Source organism: Terrabacter sp. MAHUQ-38 (genome assembly GCF_014518425.1).
Classification (GTDB): Bacteria; Actinomycetota; Actinomycetes; order Actinomycetales; family Dermatophilaceae; genus Terrabacter.
Genome location: NZ_JACVCU010000001.1, coordinates 129,308 through 146,460, shown reverse-complemented (window position 1 = coordinate 146,460; position 17,153 = coordinate 129,308). Strand labels below are relative to the sequence as shown.

The window sequence follows — 17,153 nt, the reverse complement described above, 5'->3', positions numbered from 1 at the left end:
TGGTGGCCCTCAGTCCCCGGCGAGGTAACGCTGGAGCGTCGGGCCCACCTGCTCGACGAGGTCGTCGACGGTCATCTCCACGAGCGGGGGGATGCGCAGGACGTGTCGTCCGAGGGCGAGCCCGACGAGCTGCGTGGCGGCGAGGGCCGCCCGGCGGTTCGCGTCCGGGACGTCGAGGTGCCGGGCGTAGCCCTCGAGGATGACGTTGAGGACGAAGTCGCGTACCACCTCGTTGCCCGAGTCCTGCGCCACCGCTGACCGCATGATGGCGATGAGCGCCGGGCCGGTCTGCTCGTCCTCGAGGAGCCCCGCCATCGTGCGCACGATCCGCTCACCGATGCCATCGAGCCCAGCCGCGAAGACCTCGTCGAGCGTGGCCCTCGGGTCCACGGGCAGCTCGAGCGTCGCTGCGAACAGGCCGTCCTTGTTGCCGAAGTAGTAGGGCACGAGCGCCACGTCGACCCCGGCGGCGTCGGCCACCGCGCGCAGCGTCGTGCCCCGGAACCCCTGGGCGGCGAAGAGGGTGCGGGCCGCGGCGAGGATGTCGCTGCGTACGTCCGAACGGTCGGTGCGGGGGCCGGAGCGGCCGGCACGGCCGGTGCGGCCCGCCCGACCGGCGCTGGGGCTCGATGGGTGGCGAGGGGGCATGCGGGCATCCTAGCTTCTTCTCAACAGGTGTTGAAATCGAGCGGACGCAGAGCTACCGTTGTTTCAACACGCGTTGAAAGGAGTTCTCATGTCCCTCCGAACCGTCCACCCAGCCCCAGGCGCAGAAGGCCCCCGCCCGGACCACCAGGCACGGCGAGGCGGCAGTGTCGAGGCCCACGTCCCCGGTGCGCCCCTCGGCGTGCTCGCCGTCCTCGCCGTCTTCGTCGGGCTGGTGCTCACCGCGTTCGTCCTTCCCGCGATCCACAGCGCGCCACGCGACGTGCCGCTCGGCGTGGCCGGACCGGCCACGGTCGTCGCCCAGGTCACGGGCGCGCTCTCTGCGAAGGCGCCCGGAGCCTTCACGACGAGCGCATATACCGACGAGGCGGCCCTGGTGCAGGCCATCAAGGACCGCGACGTCTACGGCGGGATCGCGGTGAGCGCCGGCGGGCCCAAGGTCCTGACGGCGTCCGGCGGGAGCCCTGCCGTCGCACAGGTCCTCTCCTCGCTCGCCGCCGGGCTGGGTGCGGAGCAGGGCCGCGCCGTCCCGGTCACCGACGTCGTCGCACCTCCGGTCGGCGACCCGCGTGGCGCCGGCCTCGCAACCGCCGTGCTGCCACTGCTCATCGGCTCGATCGCACCGGTGGCCGCCATGCGCCGGGTCGTTCGCGGTCCGTGGCGCCGGCTGCTCGGCGTGCTCTCCTCGGCCGTCACGCTGGGAGTGACCCTGGCCGGACTGCTCCTGTGGTTCGGCGTCGTCGACAGCTTCCTGCTGCCGGCCGCGGGCCTCTCGCTCGCCCTGGCGGCGATGTCGACGACCCTGCTCGGCCTCGCCGCGCTGGCCGGCTGGCCCGGGCTGGGCCTCGGGGCCTCGACGTTCCTGCTCCTCGGCAACCCGCTGTCCGGCATCCAGACCGCGCCGGAGTTCGTGCCGGCCGGATGGAGCGTCGTCGGACAGCTTCTCCCGCCCGGAGCCGCCGGGCAGGTGCTGCGCAGCGACTTCTACTTCGGCGGCGTGGGCGCGACCAGGTCGGCGCTCGTGCTCGTTGCCTGGGTCGGGCTCGGCCTCGTCCTCGTCGCCGTCGGCGCGGCCCGGGCCGTGCGGACCGAGCCGACAGAGCGGGACGCCGGCGCCGCCCGAGTCGTCGAGACTGGCTGACGCGAGACCTCAGGGCAGCGCTCCGCTGCCCTGAGCGGGCGGACCGGCATGATCATGCGTGGGCCGGCACATGCGTCCCGACCACGGGGTGCCTCGATCCGCGCCTCCGGACGTGGCACCCTGTGGCGCAGCCGTCGTACGACGTGAGGAGTCGGAATGACCCGCAGCATGGTGCCCTCGGTCGCCACCGAGGGGCCCGTCCTCACCGAGCTGCGCCTCGAGGTCCGGGCCTTCCTCGCCGAGCAGATCGCCGCCGGCGCCTTCGTGCCGCACGTCGACACCTGGCTGACCCGGTGGGACCGTGACTTCACCCGGGAGCTGGGACGACGCGGCTGGCTGGGCATGGTCATCCCCACCGAGTACGGCGGCCAGGGACGTACCTACCTCGAGCGCTTCGTCGTCACCGAGGAGCTCCTCGTCGTCGGGGCCCCGGTCGCAGCGCACTGGGTGGCCGAGCGCCAGATCGGGCCGTCCCTGCTGAGGTACGGCACCGAGGAGCAGAAGCACGCCTTCCTGCCCGGCATCAGCCGCGGCGAGCTCACCTTCGGCATCGGCATGAGCGAGCCGGACTCCGGCTCCGACCTCGCGAGCGTGCGCACCCGGGCCGAGCAGGTCGAGGGCGGCTGGCGCCTCACGGGCACGAAGGTGTGGACCTCCGGGGCGCACGAGGCCGACGCCTTCTTCGCGCTCGCCCGGTCCGCCCCGCCCGACGCGGCCCACCGGCACGACGGCCTGAGCCAGTTCATCGTCGACCTTCGGGCTCCGGGCGTCACGATCCGCCCGATCATCTCGATGGCCGGCGACCACCACTTCAACGAGGTGCACCTCGACGGCGTGTTCGTCCCCGACGACCGGGTGCTCGGCGAGCTCGGCAGCGGCTGGTCGCAGGTCACGTCCGAGCTCGGCTTCGAGCGCAGCGGACCGGAGCGCGTGCTCTCGACCTTCCCGCTGCTGGCGACCGCAGCCCAGGCCATGGACGACGGCCGGCTCCCCACCGACGTCGGACTCGGGCGCCACGTCGCCCGGGTGGCGGGTCTGCACCAGATGTCCTTCGCTGTGTCGACGGCGCTCGAGGCCCACGAGAACGCCGACACGGCGGCCGCTGTCGTCAAGCTGCTCGGCACGACCGAGGAGGGCGAGATCGCCGACTACGTCGACACCCTGACCGCGAGCGGATGGGCGCTCGACGAGGAGCTCGACACACTGCTGCACGCCGCGATCCTGCAACGCCCGGGGTTCACCCTGCGCGGCGGCACGAACGAGATCCTGCGCGGGGTCATCGCCCGCGGGCTGGGGATGCGCTGATGACCGACCTGCGCGACCTCGCCGTACCGACCCGGCCCGACCCCGACCTCGTCGGCATGCTCACCGAGCTCTTCGACGACTACCGCTCCGCGCGCGTCGCACCGACCGAGGTCGTCGACCTCGACGGCGACCTGTGGCGTCGGCTCGACGGCCTTGGCCTGACCCGCCTCACCGGCAGCGAGGCGGCCGGTGGCAGCGGGGGCGGCTGGCTCGAGGCCGCCGCGCTGCTCGGCATCGCTGCGGGCGCCGCGGCTCCGGTGCCGCTCGCGGAGCACGACGTGCTCGGCGGCTGGCTCCTCGAGGCGGCGGGGCTCGCCAACGACGGCGGGTTGCGCACGGTGTGCCGCCCCGACCCCTCCGGCGTCGCGCTCAATGTCACGTGGGCCCGCGACGCGAGCAGCATCGTCGCCCTCTGGGAGGACCGCGACGACTGGCGCGTCGTCGACGTGCCCGTCGACCGCGTCGGCATCGAGGAGCGCCGCAACCTCGCCGGCGAGCCCAGTGACACCGTCGAGTTCGACCTCGGCGACCTCGAGGCGGGTGTCGTCGTCGCGCACGAGATCGGCGAGCAGTTCCACCTGCGCGGAGCCCTGGCCCGGTGCGCCCAGGTCGTCGGGGCCATGGAGCGCATCGTCGAGGTCACCGTGGACCACGCCCGCGAGCGGACCCAGTTCGGTCGTCCGATCGGTCGGTTCCAGGCGGTCCAGAACCTCGTCGCCGACGTCGCCGCCGAGACGGCCCTGGCCCGGGCCGCGACCGACACGGCCGTCGCCCGCGCAGCGGCCTCCGACTGGCGCGACCCCGGGATGCTCTTCGCCGTCGCCGTCGCGAAGTCGTGCGCCGGCCACTCGGCGTCGGTCGTCGTGCGCAATGCCCACCAGGTGCTCGGCGCGATCGGCACGACGCTCGAGCACGAGCTGCACACCCTGACCAAGCCGATCCTCGCGCGGCGCAGCGAGTACGGCTCCCTCCACGAGTGGGACGAGACCTTGACCGCGCTCGCAGCCTCCGCGGGGCACGACCGCCTCTGGAGCCTCGTGACCACCGGTCGCGCTGCACCACGTCGGCCCCACTGACCCTGCCCACCCCGCCCCGACCGGTCGGGCGTGCTCGTGGCCCGGGCCTGGGCCGCTGCCCGGAACCTCACTCGTGCAAGGAGATTCGCGTATGTCAGAGATCCGTTACGACGTCACCGACGGAGTTGCCGTCATCACGCTCGACGCGCCAGAGCGGCGCAACGCGCTGTCGGTAGAGATGTCCCGGGAGCTGGCCGAGGCGGTGCGCACGGCTGAGGCCGACGACACCGTGGGCGCGGTCGTCGTCACCGGCGGCTCGCACTTCTGCGCGGGCGCGGTGCGCAGCGTCCTCGCCGACACCGGCCGCGACCCGGTCGAGGACGAGGCGTACCGCAACCTCGAGACCGTCTACGCCGCATTCACGACGATCGGCTCGATAGGCCTGCCGACCGTCGCCGCGGTGCGAGGCGCCGCCGTCGGCGCGGGGCTCAACCTCGCCCTCGCGACCGACCTGCGCATCGTCTCGCGCACCGCGCGCCTGCTGCCCGGTTTCGCGCAGATCGGCATCCATCCGGGCGGCGGTCACTTCACCCTCCTCAACCGCGTCGCCGGCCGTGAGGCCGCCGCCGCCCTCGGCCTCTTCGGCGACGAGGTCGACGGTGAGCGCGCGGTCGCCCTGGGTATGGCCTGGGCGGCATACGACGACGGCGACGTGGAGGCACAGGCCATGGCACTCGCTGCTCGCGTCGCCAAGGACCCGGCGCTGGCCCGCCGGACGGTCGCGAGCTTCCGCCGCGAGACCGTGCCGGGCGGTGTGCCGTGGGACGTCGCGGTCGAGCTCGAGCGCTCGCCGCAGATGTGGTCGCTGCGGCGCCGTCACGACGGCTGAGCCCCGCCCGGGCCCCCGGCAGGTGACCGGATCAGTTTCGGCCGCACCCCGTCCGTGGTGCAAGGATGGGCAGGTTCGCGTCCCTGACCGAGCCCCCCGTGTCCCGTGATCGAGGAGGATTGACAGTGCTGGCGTCCTATCGACCTCTCTTCGAGGTTCCGGGGGCCCGCGTCTTCATCACGGGGGGAATGATCGCCCGCTCCGCGGGCGCGATGTTCGGCGTGGCAACCGTCGCGATGATCGCGGCCCGGCGTGACTCCTACGAGCTCGCCGGCGCCGTCATGGCCGTCGGGATGGTCGCCCTCGCGGTGGCTGCGCCGTTCCTGGGGCGCCTCGTCGACCGGTACGGCCAGCGCCGCATCGCCATCCCCTTCTTCATCTGGTCGGGCTTCTGGGCGACGATGACGGTCCTCGCGTCGGTGCGGGACTGGCCGTCGTGGGTGCTCTTCGTGACGTACCCCCTCGTCGGCCTCATCCCGAGCCTCGGCACGATGGCCCGGGCACGCTGGACGCACATCTTCGCCGGCGACCCGCGGAGCCTGCACACGGCGCTCTCGTTCGAGCAGGTCATGGAGGAGATCACCTTCGTGGTCGGACCGGTGCTGGCCGTGTGGCTCTCGACGACGCTCTTCCCGGAGGCGGGCTTCGTCTTCGCCGCGGTCTGCTACGGCGTCGGGGTGGCCGTCTTCGTGTCGGCGCGGTCCACCGAGCCACCGGTGGTGCCGCACCACGAGCGGCCGCACGGGCACGCGCACCACAACCCCGGCCTCATCCCGCTCGCGTTCATCATGACGATGACCGGCGCCATCTTCGGCGTCAACGAGGTCGTCACCCTTGCCGTCGCGGAGGACGCCGGCCAGAAGAACGCCGCAGGCCCCATCCTCGCGCTCTACGCCGTGGGCTCGGCCATCGCCGGAGTGTTCTTCGGCCACCACTCCCACGGCCGCAGCCTCGTGAAGCTGCTCATCGTCGGCACGCTCGGCATGGCCCTGCTCGAGGCGCCGGTGCTGCTCGCCGGCAACCTGTGGGTCCTGGCCGTGATCATGGTGTTCGCGGGCATGGCCACGGCCCCGACCCTCATCACCACGATGAACCTCATCGAACGCATCGTGCCCAAGGCCCAGCTCAACGAGGGCATGACGATCGTGCTGACGGGCCTCATCATCGGCATCGCCGCCGGATCGGCCGTGTCGGGCGCCGTCGTCGACCGTGTGGGCGCCCAGCACGGCTACTGGGTCGCGGTCATCGCCGGCGGCTTCGCGTTCGTCATGGCTCTCGGGACGCGCGCCTTCCTCAGCCGCCGCGAGCTGCACGACCTGCGCTGACTCGCGGGGCCCGCCACCCGGCATACGGCCTCGGGGGAGTCAGTGGCCGGCGGGGACCGCCGTCACGTCGTCGTCCTGCTTCGCGGCCTGGCCCGGCTTGGGGCCGAGGTCGACGTGCGGCAGGAAGAGCGATGCGATGAACGCCAGCACGAGCACGCCCGCCGCGACGACGAAGACGGTCGACATCGCGTCGGAGAAGCCGACGAGGAACGGTCGGGCCAGCCGCGGGTCGAGATGGTTGATGAACGAGCTGTCCTGCAGCGCAGAGGCGCCCGCACCGCTGCCGCCGGAGCGGACGCTCTCGATGAAGCTCGCGTTGGCCTGCGGGTCGCCGCCGGTCGGGTTGCGCACGGCGGCGAGGAACTCGGGCGACGTGCGTGCCGCCTGGAAGGCCTCGCCGATCTTCGCTCCCGCCTGCGAGAAGAGGATCGACAGGAACACGGCCGTGCCGAGCGTGCCGCCGATCTGGCGGGTGAAGGTCGCCGACGACGTGGCCACGCCGATGTCACGACGGGCGGCGGCGTTCTGCACGGCGAGCGTCAGCGGCTGGAAGTTGAAGCCGAGCCCGACGCCGAAGAAGAACATCACGATCATCGTCTTCCACAGCTCGGTGTCGACGCCGACGTAGTGGAAGACGTAGAGCGACACGACGAGCAGCGCAGCACCGATGATCGGGAACTTCCGGTAGCGGCCGGTGCGGGAGATGATCTGGCCCGACGTGATCGAGCCCGCCATGATGCCGAGCGTCATCGGCAGCAGCATGAGCCCGGCCTGCATCGGGGAAGCGCCTTTGACGATCTGCAGGTAGAGCGGCAGCGCGGCGAGGCCGCCGAACATGCCCATGCCGATGAACACCGAGCCGATCGACGCGGCGCCGATCGTGCGGTTCGTGAAGAGACGCAGCGGGATCAGCGCCTCGTCGCCCATCCGCTTCTCAATGACGAAGAAGGCCACGAGCCCGACGACGCCGATGGCGTAGCAGAGGACCGACGAGCCCGAGCCCCAGCCCCAGTCGCGACCCTGCTCGGCGACGATGAGCAGCGGCACGAGCGCGACGGACAGCGACGCGGCACCCCAGTAGTCGATGCGGTGGTCGAGGCGGGTGTGCCTGAGGTGCAGCGTGCGGGTCACGACCACGAGCGCGGCGACCGCGATCGGGACGTTGACGAGGAAGACCCAGCGCCAGCCGGTGACCCCGAGGATCGACTCCTGGTCGGAGAGCAGGCCGCCGATGACGGGGCCGAAGACGCTCGAGGTGCCGAAGACGGCGAGGAAGTAGCCCTGGTACTTCGCGCGCTCGCGCGGCGGCACGATGTCGCCGATGATCGCGAGTGACAGTGAGAACAGGCCGCCGGCGCCGAGGCCCTGCACCGCGCGGAAGGCGGCGAGCGACGGGATCGACCAGGCCAGCGTGCAGAGCATCGAGCCGAGCGTGAAGATCGTGATCGCGAAGAGGAAGAGCTTCTTGCGCCCGTAGATGTCCCCGAGCTTGCCGTAGAGCGGCGTCACGATCGTCGAGGTGATGAGGTACGCCGTCGTCACCCAGGCTTGGCCGGCGAGGTCCTTGAGGTCGTCGGCGATGACGCGCATGGCGCTCGCGACGATGGTCTGGTCGAGCGCCGCGAGGAACATCCCCATCATGAGCCCGACGAGGATGGTGATGATCTCCTTGTGGGAGAGGATCGGCTCGGCTTCTCGGGCGTCGGCCGGCAGTGGTGCGGCGGTGGCGTCGGACATGTCAGTCCTCTCTCTGCTTCTGGTCTGTGGTGCTGTCGAAGGGCATCGGGGGCGGCGCTGCTCCCCGGGCCCGGAGGTTGGCGTCGAGTGCGTCGCCGAGGCCACGCAGGCGGGCGACGAACTCGGTCGTCTCGGGGCTCTCCCAGTCGGTGAGCAGCCCCTGGAACCATGTGGAGCGGCTGGCCTGGATGCGTCCGAGGGCCTCGCGGCCGTGCTCGGTCAGCGACACGACCGACGCGCGCCCGTCGCTCGGGTCGGCGCTCTTCTCGAGGAGTCCGGCGGTCACGAGGGCGCTGACCTGTCGGCTCACGGTGGAGATGTCGTTGTGCAGCATCGTCGCGAGCTCGGAGACACGGACGGTGCCCGCTCCGGCGACGACGAAGAGCACCGGGTATGCCGTGACGTCGACGCCGTCCTCGAGCCGCGGCGCCGAGTGCTTGGCCGCCACGAGCAGCTTCTGCACGCGGAGCAGGGCCAGGAAGACGTCGTTCGCCTCGTCCTTGCTGACGGCCACGCTTCTCCTCGGGCTGGGTCGACTGGGTCGAACTAGTTGCTTGCAGCAAGCAAGTATGCGCCCGGACGCGTTCCGGCGCAACTGCCTTGTCGAAGCCTTGTCGACGTCCGGCCAAGGCGTCGCCAGAGTCGCGGTCCATGTGGTTGTCTGTGATCTCGCACCGTGCGGGGAGGTGCGATGATGCAGACGCGCCGAAACCGTAGAGCAACGTGCGGTACGGCGGGATTCGCAGCTTTCCAGGAGTGACATGACGAGCGACGTGCCGGTCGACCCGACGATCAACGACGCCTTCCACCAGCTGTCGGCGCTGATCTACGCCGGGGCCGACGCCGGGTCGATCCACCAGGCGCTGGTAGACGCCGCCCAGCGCCTCGTCGAGGGGTGCGACCGGGCCTCCCTTCTCGTGCGCACGCGTGACCGCTTCGTCACCGCCGCGAGCACCGACGACATCGCGCGCCGCATCGACCAGATCGAGCTCGAGATCGGGGAGGGCCCGTGCGTCGACGCCATCCTCGACGAGGCGTACCAGCACGACGCCGACCTGACCACCTCGAAGACGCCGTGGCCGCGTTTCACCGAGCGCATCGTCGCCGAGACGCCCGTGCGCTCGGCCATCGGCTACCGGCTGCTCCTCGACGGCGACAAGGTCGGGGCCCTCAACCTCTTCTCCGACACCCCCGGCGGGCTCACCTCGAAGTCGGCCGACGTCGGCGCCGTCATCGCGTCCTTCGCCTCGGTCGCCATGATGGCGATCCGGGCCCGAGAGGAGGCGGCGACCCTGCGGCAGGGCCTGCAGAGCAACCGCGAGATCGGCAAGGCGGTCGGCCTGCTCATGGCCGCCCATCACATCTCGGGGCAGGAGGCCTTCGAGCTGCTGCGCAGCACCTCGCAGGAGCTGAACATGAAGCTGGCCCAGGTCGCCTTGCAGGTCATCGAGGGCCAGGAGGCGCAGTTCGGCGGGTTCCCCGGCCGCGGACACGGCACGCCCACCCCTACGGCGTCCTGACAGCGAGGTCCTCTGCGACACAACGATCCCGGCGCCTTCGCAGGCGCCGGGATCGTTGTGTCTGTGCCGGCTGCGTCAGGCTGAGGCGACGCCCTCCGCCGACAGCTGCCGGCGCAGCTCGTCCAGAGTGCGTCGGAGCAGCCGGCTGACCTGCATCGCGCTGAGGCCCATCGACTCGGCGATCTCGGCCTGGGTCATGTCGTTGCCGAAACGCAGCTCGACGAGCTTCTGGTCGCGCGCGGGCAGCCGCTCGAGGGCGGTGCGCACGACGATGCCGTCGTCCAGCGCCGGGTCGGATCCGGAGTCGCCGCGGGCGTCGAGCAGGTCGAGGACGGGACGGCCGCCGTCGGTGCTCGTCGCGTCGAGTGAGGCGGGGCGCAGGTTCGTTGCCGCGACCTGGGCCTCCTTGACGGCGTCGAGACTCAGCTCGAGCTCGCTCGCGAGCTCGGCGGCGTCGGGGTCGTGGCCGAGGCGCTGCTCGAGCCGCGACCGGGTCTCGGTGACGAGCTGACGCCGCTCCTGCAGCTCGCGCGGTGGCCGCACGAGCCAGCCGTGGTCGCGGAAGTGGCGGCGCAGCTCTCCGGTGATGGTGGGCGTCGCGTATGCGCCGAACTCGGTGGGCTTGTCGAGGTCGAAGCGGTGGATGGCCTTGAGCAGGGCGAGGAACGCGACCTGCTCCAGGTCCTCGCGATCCAGTCCCTTGCCCGAGTACCGATGGGCGAGTGAGCGCGCGAGCGGCATGTGCAGCAGCGTCACGGACTCGAGGGCATGGGCACGCTCGGACGTGCAGTCCGAGGTGCGTAGTACGGTGATGAGTTCTCTGGTTCGCGCATCCTTGCGCGGACCCGCGTTCGGGTCGGTCATGACTACTCCGTTTATCGGATCCCCGATGCGGCACTGGCTTGACCGACTACTCACGACGCTAGGCGCTTGCCCACCAATACACAAGGTGGGCTTGATTACCGTTCGGATGCGTCGAGGTGTATAAGACGCATGACGCGCACGAGGCGCCGGCGTACGCGTGGAGCACGTCGCGCCGCTGGCGTGCCCGTACGTCAGTGGGTGATGACGAGCGCCTCGAGGACCCGGCGCGCGATCTCCTCGTCACCTGTCACGGTGTAGTGGATGTCGTCGACCGAGCGGCGGCCGGCGGCCCTGCGGGTCAGCGCGTCGGTCGTGAGGTGGATCGAGGTCACGTCGAGCTGCTCCTCACCGACGGGCCGGTCCTGACCGCTGAAGAGGGCCTCCCCGTAGGGCCGGCCGTCGTCGCCGGTGACGATGCGCACACCGTCGCGCGCGACGACCGGACCGGACACGTCGATGACGACGGCATGGCCCGGCCCGATGCCCGCGACCCGGGCGGCGACCCGGGGGACTGCGGCGAGGACGTCGGCGGTGAAGAGAGCGGCGCCCGCCGAGTCGAGGTCGCCGGGACGGTCGAGGGCGGCGCGGAGGTCCTGCTCGTGCACCCAGGCGTCGACTATGCGCCGGTGGAGGTGCTGCCCGAACGTCGTCTCGGGCCCGAAGAAGCCGCCTATGACGGTGTCGAGCTCGGTGTCGCTCGCGCGCAGCGCCGCGACGCGTTCGGGGTGGAACTCGGCCAGCTCCGCGACGACCTCACGCCCCGGAACGGCCCTGCGGCTCTCGACGTCCTTCTCCACGAGCCGGGCGAACTCGCTCTTCACGTGCGGGTAGTCGGGGACGACGACCTCGGTCCGCGGCAGGCCGGCGAACGACTTCTCGGCCCCGACGACGTGGGCGATCTGGTCCTTCACGGTCCATCCCGGACACTCGGTCGGGAGGTCGAAGTCGGCGTCGCGGCACGACATGCCGAGGTCGATGATCGACTGCACGGTGTGGTCGAACGCGTCTATCAGTCCGTCGCGGTCGTGGGGGGCGGCCGGGTGCATGGGCATGCCATCACACTACTTACCCTTGAGGCATGCCAACCCCGCAGCGAGACGGTCACGCCGGTCCGCGAACGGGCCCCGTGTCCTCTGCCCCGTGGGGCGGCGCGGCGGCGGTCGTCGCCGGGGTCGTCGCCGTGGGGCTGCTCGCGAGCGTGGCTGCAGCCCGCTACACCGGCGCCGCCGAGCCGCTGCCCGGCGGCCTGAGCGACGCCGGCCCGGTCGTGCGCTGGTCGCTGCCGCTCGTGCGGGTCGTCCACGACGTCGCGGCGTCGCTGACGATCGGGTCGCTGCTGCTCGCGGCGACCATGGTGCCCGGCCGGACCAGGGCCGCGAGTGCGGCCCTCGACGAGCCGCGCCGGGGTGCCGCACTGCGCGTCGCGACCGCGGCCGCGTTCGTGTGGGCGGTCGCGGGAGCCGTCGGGGTCGTCTTCACCTTCGCCGACGCCGCCGGTATGCCGCTCTCCGACCCGCTGTTCGGCACGAGCCTCACCGACTCCGTGTGGGCCATCGAGCCGCTGCGCGTCGGGCTGCTCAGTGCCATGGCGGCGTTCGCCGTCGCATCCCTGGCGGCGGTGGCGCGCTCGCGGGCCGTGGCCCTGGCCCTCGTCGCCGTGTCGGCGTTCGGGCTGCTCGTGCTCGGTCTCGCCGGTCACGCCGGCGGGTCGGCCGACCACGAGACGGCGGTCAACGCGATCGCCGCGCATCTGCTCAGCGCCGCCGTGTGGGTCGGTGGGCTGCTCGCCATCGCCGTCCTGCGTCGGCAGCTCGACGACGCGCTGGGCGTCGTCGCCCGCCGCTACTCGACCGTGGCCCTCTGGTGCTTCGTCACGCTCGGCGTCTCGGGCGTCATGTCCGCCACGACGCGGCTCGCCGGCTGGTCCGACCTCGCCACGCCCTACGGCGTACTCATCCTGGTCAAGGTGCTCGCCTTCGTCCTGCTCGGCACAGCGGGCGCGTGGCACCGCCAGGTGACCCTCGACCGCATCGACACGGCGTCCAGTACTGCCCGCGGCCGCCTCTTCGCCCGGCTCGCCGTCGCCGAGACCCTCCTCATGGCGCTCGCCTTCGGGGTGGCGACGGCACTGGCCCGCAGCGAGCCCCCGGTCCCCGAGACGGTGCAGAACCCGTCCGCCGCCCTGGCCCTCACGGGCTATCCCGTGCCCCCGGCGCCGGCCGCGATGTCGTGGCTCACGGCCTGGCGGGTGGAGTGGCTCTTCCTCGCCACGGGGCTGCTGGCCATCGGGCTCTACGTCGTCGGTGTCGTTCGGATGCGGCGACGCGGCGACGCGTGGCCCGTCCTGCGCACCGTCGCGTGGTTCGCGGGCTGGCTGCTCTTCCTCTACGCGACCAACGGGGCGCTCGGCATCTACGGTCGCGTCGCGTTCTCGTGGCACATGACGCTGCACATGACCGAGGCGATGGTCGTGCCGATCCTGCTCGTCCTCGGCGCCCCGGTCACCTTGGCGTTGAGGACGATCCGGCCACGCAAGGACGGCACCCTGGGTCCCCGGGAGATGCTGCTCGGCCTCGTCCACTCGCGCTTCCTCGCTGTGCTCGGCAACCCGGCGGTTGCTGCGGCGCTGTTCTTCATGAGCCTCGTGGTCTTCTACTGGACCGGTCTGTTCGAGCTGGCTCTCGAGACCCACACGGGCCACCTGCTCATGACGGCGCACTTCGTCCTCACCGGCTACCTCTTCGCGTGGGTCCTCGTCGGCGTCGACCCCGGCCCGAAGCGATGGAGCCCGGCGATGCGGCTCGTCGTGCTCTTCGTGACCATCGCGTTCCACGCGTTCTTCGGCGTCGCGATGATCAGCGGCACGGCGCTGCTCGGCGGCGACTTCTTCACGACCGTCGACATCCCGTGGGTGCCCGACCCCCTCGCCGACCAGCGCTACGGCGGCGGCGTCGCCTGGGCCATCGGGGAGCTGCCGGCCCTCGTGCTCGCCCTCACCGTCGCGATGCAGTGGTACCGCGCCGACAGCGCCGAGTCGACCCGCCGAGACCGGCGGGTCGACCGTGACGGCGACGCGGAGCTCACCGCATACAACGAGCGTCTGGCCGCGCTGGCCAAGCGTGACGAGCGCGCCTAGCGCACGGGCTGCTGGAGCTCCGTGACCCACGCGTCCTGGTCGCCCATCGGCGTCTCGAGGTAGACCTCCCGGCAGGGGCCGTATGCCGTGTGGCCCGCCGCGTCGACGGCTGTCGCGAGTGCCTGCCAGGTGTCGCCGATCGTCGCCATCGACCCGCGGTGGATCACCGTGACCGCGCGCGGTGCGGCCGGTAGGTCGGCGACCGTGGCGCCCTCGACGTGGTCGACGGACTCGAGGGCCGTGGGAAAGCCCACGCCCCACGTCGTGCCCTCCGCGTCACCGTCGTACCAGGCGACCGAGGGTGCCTGAATGGCCACACCTGCGGCCGTGAGGCTGCCCACCAGGCGGTCGAACGCCGGCCCGATCGTGGTGCCGAGCTCGGTCACCTCAGCGACCCGCCCCGACACCTGCGCCAGCCGTACGGCCGGCAGCGCCTTCTCCACATACTCCAGCTCCGACATCGTGCCCTCCTTCTCGATGGTTCGCAGCCTCGCCTCGATCGCGTCCAGTCGCGCCAGGTCGGCGGCGATCTGGTCCTCGATCTGCGCCCGCCGCAGCGTCAGCATCCCCCGCAGCTCGTCAGCCGACACCTGCGCGTCGAGGACCGTCCCCACCTGTTCGAGGGTGAGCCCGAGGTCCTTGAGTGCAACGAGACGGTTGAGCCGGGGGAGCTGCGCTGCGGCATACCTCCGGTAGCTCGTGACGGGGTCCACGTGGGCCGGCACGAGCAGCCCGAGGGAGTCGTAGTGGCGCAGCATGCGCACCGTCACTCCCGCGAGTCGGGCGAAGTCTCCGATCGTCAACATGATGACCATGGTCTACGGCCTGACACGGTGTCAGGGTCAACTCCTGGCCGTGTGAGAGTTGGGGCATGAAGGTTGCGCTCATCCAGCTCGCGTACGGCGACGACGAGACGGTCGCCGACCGCACGACCCGCGTCACCGGCCTCGTCCGTGCCCAGGAAGGCCACGACCTGGTCGTCCTGCCCGAGCTGTGGCCGGCAGGCGGGTTCGACTACACGAGATGGGACGAGCGCGCCGAGCCCGTCGACGGGCCGGTCGCGCAGGCCCTCTCGGCGGCAGCCCGCGACGCCGGTGTGACCCTGCACGGCGGGTCGATCGTCGAGCGGGCCGCGCCGGTCGAGGCCGGAGGGCACGGGCTCTGGAACACCAGCCTGGTGTTCTCACCGGCCGGCGAGCTCGTCGCGACGTATCGCAAGATCCACCGCTTCGGCTTCGGCGAGGGCGAGCCGAGCCTCATGGATGCCGGAGACGACCTCGTCGTCGTCGACGTGCCGGTCGCGGGCGGTGACCCCGTGCCGGTCGGCCTCTCGACGTGCTACGACCTGCGGTTCCCCGAGCTCTACCGTCGACTGCTCGACCGCGGGGCCGAGGTCTTCGTGGTCCCCGCCGCATGGCCCCGCAGGCGCGTTGCCCACTGGACCCTGCTGGGGCAGGCCCGCGCCGTCGAGGACCAGTGCGTCGTCCTCCAGTGCAATACCGCGGGCACGCACGCCCGGCACGAGATGGGTGGCCACTCGCAGGTCGTGGACGCCACCGGGGAGGTCCTCGCGTCCGCGGGCCTTCACGAGGAGGTGTTGAGCATCGACGTCGACACCGCGGCGACGCTCGATTGGCGGCGCAGCTTCCCCGTGCTGCCCGACCGGAGACTCTCGTGACCGCGCAGGCCAGGTCGTTGCGGGCGCGCGTCAAGGTGCGCGCACCCGAGCTCGTCGGGCGCGGGTGGCTCAACACGGGTGGCCGGGCGATCTCGCTCGCCGACCTCCGAGGTCGTGTCTGCGTCCTGGACTTCTGGACGTTCTGCTGCGTCAACTGCCTCCACGTCCTCGACGAGCTGCGCCCAGTCGAGGCGCAGTTCCCCGACGCTCTGACGATCATCGGGGTGCACTCCCCGAAGTTCGAGCACGAGGCCGACGCCGACGCCCTGGCTGCCGCCGTCGAGCGGTATGCCGTCCACCACCCGGTGCTCGACGACCCCGAGCTCGTGACGTGGCGGGCCTACACCGCGCGGGCGTGGCCGACGCTCGTCGTCATCGACCCCGAGGGCTTCGTCGTCGCCTCCATGTCCGGCGAGGGACACGGGCCCGGCCTCGCAGCCCTCGTCGCCGAGCTCATCGAGGAGCACGGGGCCAAGGGCACCCTCCAGCCCGGCGACGACCCCTACGTCCCGTTCCGCGCGCCCGACACCACGCTGCGCTTCCCGGGCAAGGCCGTTGCCCTGGACGACGGCTCGTTCGTCGTGTCGGACACGGCGAACCACGCGGTCGTCCACCTCGAGCAGGACCTCGTCACCGAGCGGGCACGATGGGGTGGGCAGGGTGTGTTCGACGAGCCGCAGGGTGTCCTGCTCGCGACCCCCGAGGCCGCGCAACGTCTCGGCGTGGACGTCCTCGTCGCCGACTCGGTCAACCACCAGCTCAAGGGAATTCGTGTCTCCGACGGAACTGTCTTCACGCTCGCCGGCACGGGTGCCCAGCTGCGCGAGCGCACCGGCGGAGGTCCCGCCCTCGACCAGCCGCTCTCGAGCCCCTGGGACCTCGCGTGGCTCGGCGAGCGCGTCGTGATCGCCATGGCGGGCACGCACCAGCTCTGGTCCTGGACGCCCGGTGACACGCCCGAGGACGGTGTCGTCGAGCTCATCGGTGGCACGTCGAACGAAGGGCTCCTCGACGGGCCGGCGGCGAAGGCGTGGTTCGCGCAGCCCTCCGGCCTGGCCACCTCTGCCTCAGGCGACCGAGTGTGGGTCGCCGACTCGGAGACGTCCGCGCTGCGGTCCGTCGTGTCGACCGCCGACGGCCTGGTGGTCGAGACCCACGTCGGGACAGGCCTGTTCGACTTCGGGCACCGCGACGGTGACGCCGCCGACGCGCTGCTCCAGCACCCGCTCGGCGTCACCGAGCTGCCCGACGGGTCGGTTGCCGTCAGCGACACGTACAACGGTGCAGTCCGCCGATTCGACCCCGCCACGCTCCAGGTGACGACCCTCGCGCAGGGTCTCGCCGAGCCGAGCGACGCCGTCGTCGAGCGCGATCCGGAGACGGGCGAGACGCGCCTCGTCGTCGTCGAGTCGGCCGCCCACCGGCTGACGCGGGTCGCCCTGCCCGTGGACGCCCAGCGCGTCGACGGGCCGGCCCACCGCACGCAGCGTCCGTCGACGCCACTGCCGGCCGGTGAGGTCCTGCTCGAGGTCACGTTCGTGCCGCCGGCCGGGCAGAAGCTCGACCATCGTTGGGGCGACCCGACTCGGCTCGACGTCTCGGCGACCCCCGATGCCCTCCTGGTCTCGGGGGCCGGGCGCGCCGAGGGCCTGACCCGCACCCTCGTCCTGCGTGACGGCATCGGCTCCGGCACCCTGCACGTGTCGGTGCAGGCGGCTTCGTGCGACGGAGACCCCGAGACGGGCGAGGTGCCCGAGCACGCCGCGTGCCATCTGTTCCAGCAGGACTGGGGCATCCCCGTCGTCCTCGATGCGTCGGCGGATGCCAGACTGGCTCTCGACCTCCGAGGGGTCTAGGCCGGGACCGCCCCGGCCTG

General features: G+C 71.9%; 15 protein-coding genes. 9 read left to right on the top strand and 6 right to left on the bottom strand.

Annotated features, from left to right (window positions below):
- Positions 1 to 9 precede the first annotated feature (9 nt).
- Positions 10 to 648, bottom strand: coding sequence for a TetR family transcriptional regulator (locus H9I49_RS00740; RefSeq protein ID WP_188028369.1), 639 nt, complete (start codon positions 646 to 648; stop codon positions 10 to 12).
- A gap of 88 nt (positions 649 to 736) precedes the next feature.
- Here H9I49_RS00740 and H9I49_RS00735 point away from each other — a divergent pair, with 88 nt between their 5' ends.
- From H9I49_RS00735 to H9I49_RS00715, 5 genes are all read left to right on the top strand, one after another.
- Positions 737 to 1,807 (top strand): ABC transporter permease, encoded by a 1,071-nt coding sequence (locus H9I49_RS00735; protein WP_223128212.1) that lies wholly within the window; start codon positions 737 to 739, stop codon positions 1,805 to 1,807.
- A 156-nt stretch (positions 1,808 to 1,963) separates the two neighbouring features.
- Complete coding sequence (locus tag H9I49_RS00730; protein ID WP_188028368.1) at positions 1,964 to 3,112, top strand: acyl-CoA dehydrogenase family protein; 1,149 nt, start codon at positions 1,964 to 1,966, stop codon at positions 3,110 to 3,112.
- Positions 3,112 to 4,188 (top strand): acyl-CoA dehydrogenase family protein, encoded by a 1,077-nt coding sequence (locus tag H9I49_RS00725; RefSeq protein WP_188028367.1) that lies wholly within the window; start codon positions 3,112 to 3,114, stop codon positions 4,186 to 4,188. Before H9I49_RS00730 ends, H9I49_RS00725 begins: the two co-directional genes overlap by 1 nt.
- Positions 4,189 to 4,279: 91 nt before the next feature.
- On the top strand, positions 4,280 to 5,017 hold the full coding sequence (locus H9I49_RS00720) for an enoyl-CoA hydratase-related protein (RefSeq protein WP_188028366.1): 738 nt from the start codon (positions 4,280 to 4,282) through the stop codon (positions 5,015 to 5,017).
- A gap of 188 nt (positions 5,018 to 5,205) precedes the next feature.
- Positions 5,206 to 6,342 (top strand): MFS transporter, encoded by a 1,137-nt coding sequence (locus H9I49_RS00715; RefSeq protein ID WP_255523573.1) that lies wholly within the window; start codon positions 5,206 to 5,208, stop codon positions 6,340 to 6,342.
- Positions 6,343 to 6,381: 39 nt separating this feature from the next.
- Here H9I49_RS00715 and H9I49_RS00710 read toward each other — a convergent pair whose 3' ends face one another.
- Together H9I49_RS00710 and H9I49_RS00705 are read right to left on the bottom strand one after the other, a co-directional pair.
- Positions 6,382 to 8,079: an MDR family MFS transporter gene (locus tag H9I49_RS00710; RefSeq protein WP_188028365.1), complete on the bottom strand. Its 1,698-nt coding sequence runs from the start codon at positions 8,077 to 8,079 to the stop codon at positions 6,382 to 6,384.
- 1 nt (position 8,080) lies between these two features.
- Positions 8,081 to 8,593, bottom strand: coding sequence for a MarR family winged helix-turn-helix transcriptional regulator (locus tag H9I49_RS00705; RefSeq protein ID WP_223128210.1), 513 nt, complete (start codon positions 8,591 to 8,593; stop codon positions 8,081 to 8,083).
- 247 nt (positions 8,594 to 8,840) lie between these two features.
- Here H9I49_RS00705 and H9I49_RS00700 point away from each other — a divergent pair, with 247 nt between their 5' ends.
- Positions 8,841 to 9,599 carry a GAF and ANTAR domain-containing protein gene (locus H9I49_RS00700; RefSeq protein ID WP_188028363.1) on the top strand — a complete coding sequence of 253 codons (759 nt, stop codon included), beginning with the start codon at positions 8,841 to 8,843 and terminating at the stop codon, positions 9,597 to 9,599.
- A gap of 75 nt (positions 9,600 to 9,674) precedes the next feature.
- Here the strand turns inward: H9I49_RS00700 and H9I49_RS00695 are convergent, their stop codons facing one another.
- The gene (locus tag H9I49_RS00695) at positions 9,675 to 10,463 is read right to left on the bottom strand and encodes a sigma-70 family RNA polymerase sigma factor (protein WP_188028362.1); all 789 of its coding nucleotides are present in this window, start codon (positions 10,461 to 10,463) and stop codon (positions 9,675 to 9,677) included.
- A 191-nt stretch (positions 10,464 to 10,654) separates the two neighbouring features.
- The gene (locus H9I49_RS00690) at positions 10,655 to 11,515 is read right to left on the bottom strand and encodes a maleylpyruvate isomerase family mycothiol-dependent enzyme (RefSeq protein WP_255523572.1); all 861 of its coding nucleotides are present in this window, start codon (positions 11,513 to 11,515) and stop codon (positions 10,655 to 10,657) included.
- Positions 11,516 to 11,541: 26 nt separating this feature from the next.
- Between H9I49_RS00690 and H9I49_RS00685 the strand changes: the two genes are divergently transcribed.
- Positions 11,542 to 13,599 (top strand): cytochrome c oxidase assembly protein, encoded by a 2,058-nt coding sequence (locus tag H9I49_RS00685; RefSeq protein WP_188028361.1) that lies wholly within the window; start codon positions 11,542 to 11,544, stop codon positions 13,597 to 13,599.
- Here the strand turns inward: H9I49_RS00685 and H9I49_RS00680 are convergent.
- Positions 13,596 to 14,405, bottom strand: a complete 810-nt coding sequence (locus H9I49_RS00680; protein WP_188028360.1) for a MerR family transcriptional regulator — start codon at positions 14,403 to 14,405, stop codon at positions 13,596 to 13,598. The two genes, H9I49_RS00685 and H9I49_RS00680, sit on opposite strands and share 4 nt — an antisense overlap.
- A 65-nt stretch (positions 14,406 to 14,470) precedes the next feature.
- Here H9I49_RS00680 and H9I49_RS00675 point away from each other — a divergent pair, with 65 nt between their 5' ends.
- Both H9I49_RS00675 and H9I49_RS00670 read left to right on the top strand, forming a co-directional pair.
- A complete protein-coding gene (locus H9I49_RS00675) occupies positions 14,471 to 15,277 on the top strand; it encodes a carbon-nitrogen family hydrolase (RefSeq protein ID WP_188028359.1) in 807 nt (268 codons plus the stop codon).
- The gene (locus tag H9I49_RS00670; protein ID WP_188028358.1) at positions 15,274 to 17,133 is read left to right on the top strand and encodes an NHL domain-containing thioredoxin family protein; all 1,860 of its coding nucleotides are present in this window, start codon (positions 15,274 to 15,276) and stop codon (positions 17,131 to 17,133) included. Before H9I49_RS00675 ends, H9I49_RS00670 begins: the two co-directional genes overlap by 4 nt.
- The last annotated feature ends 20 nt before the right edge of the window (positions 17,134 to 17,153 follow it).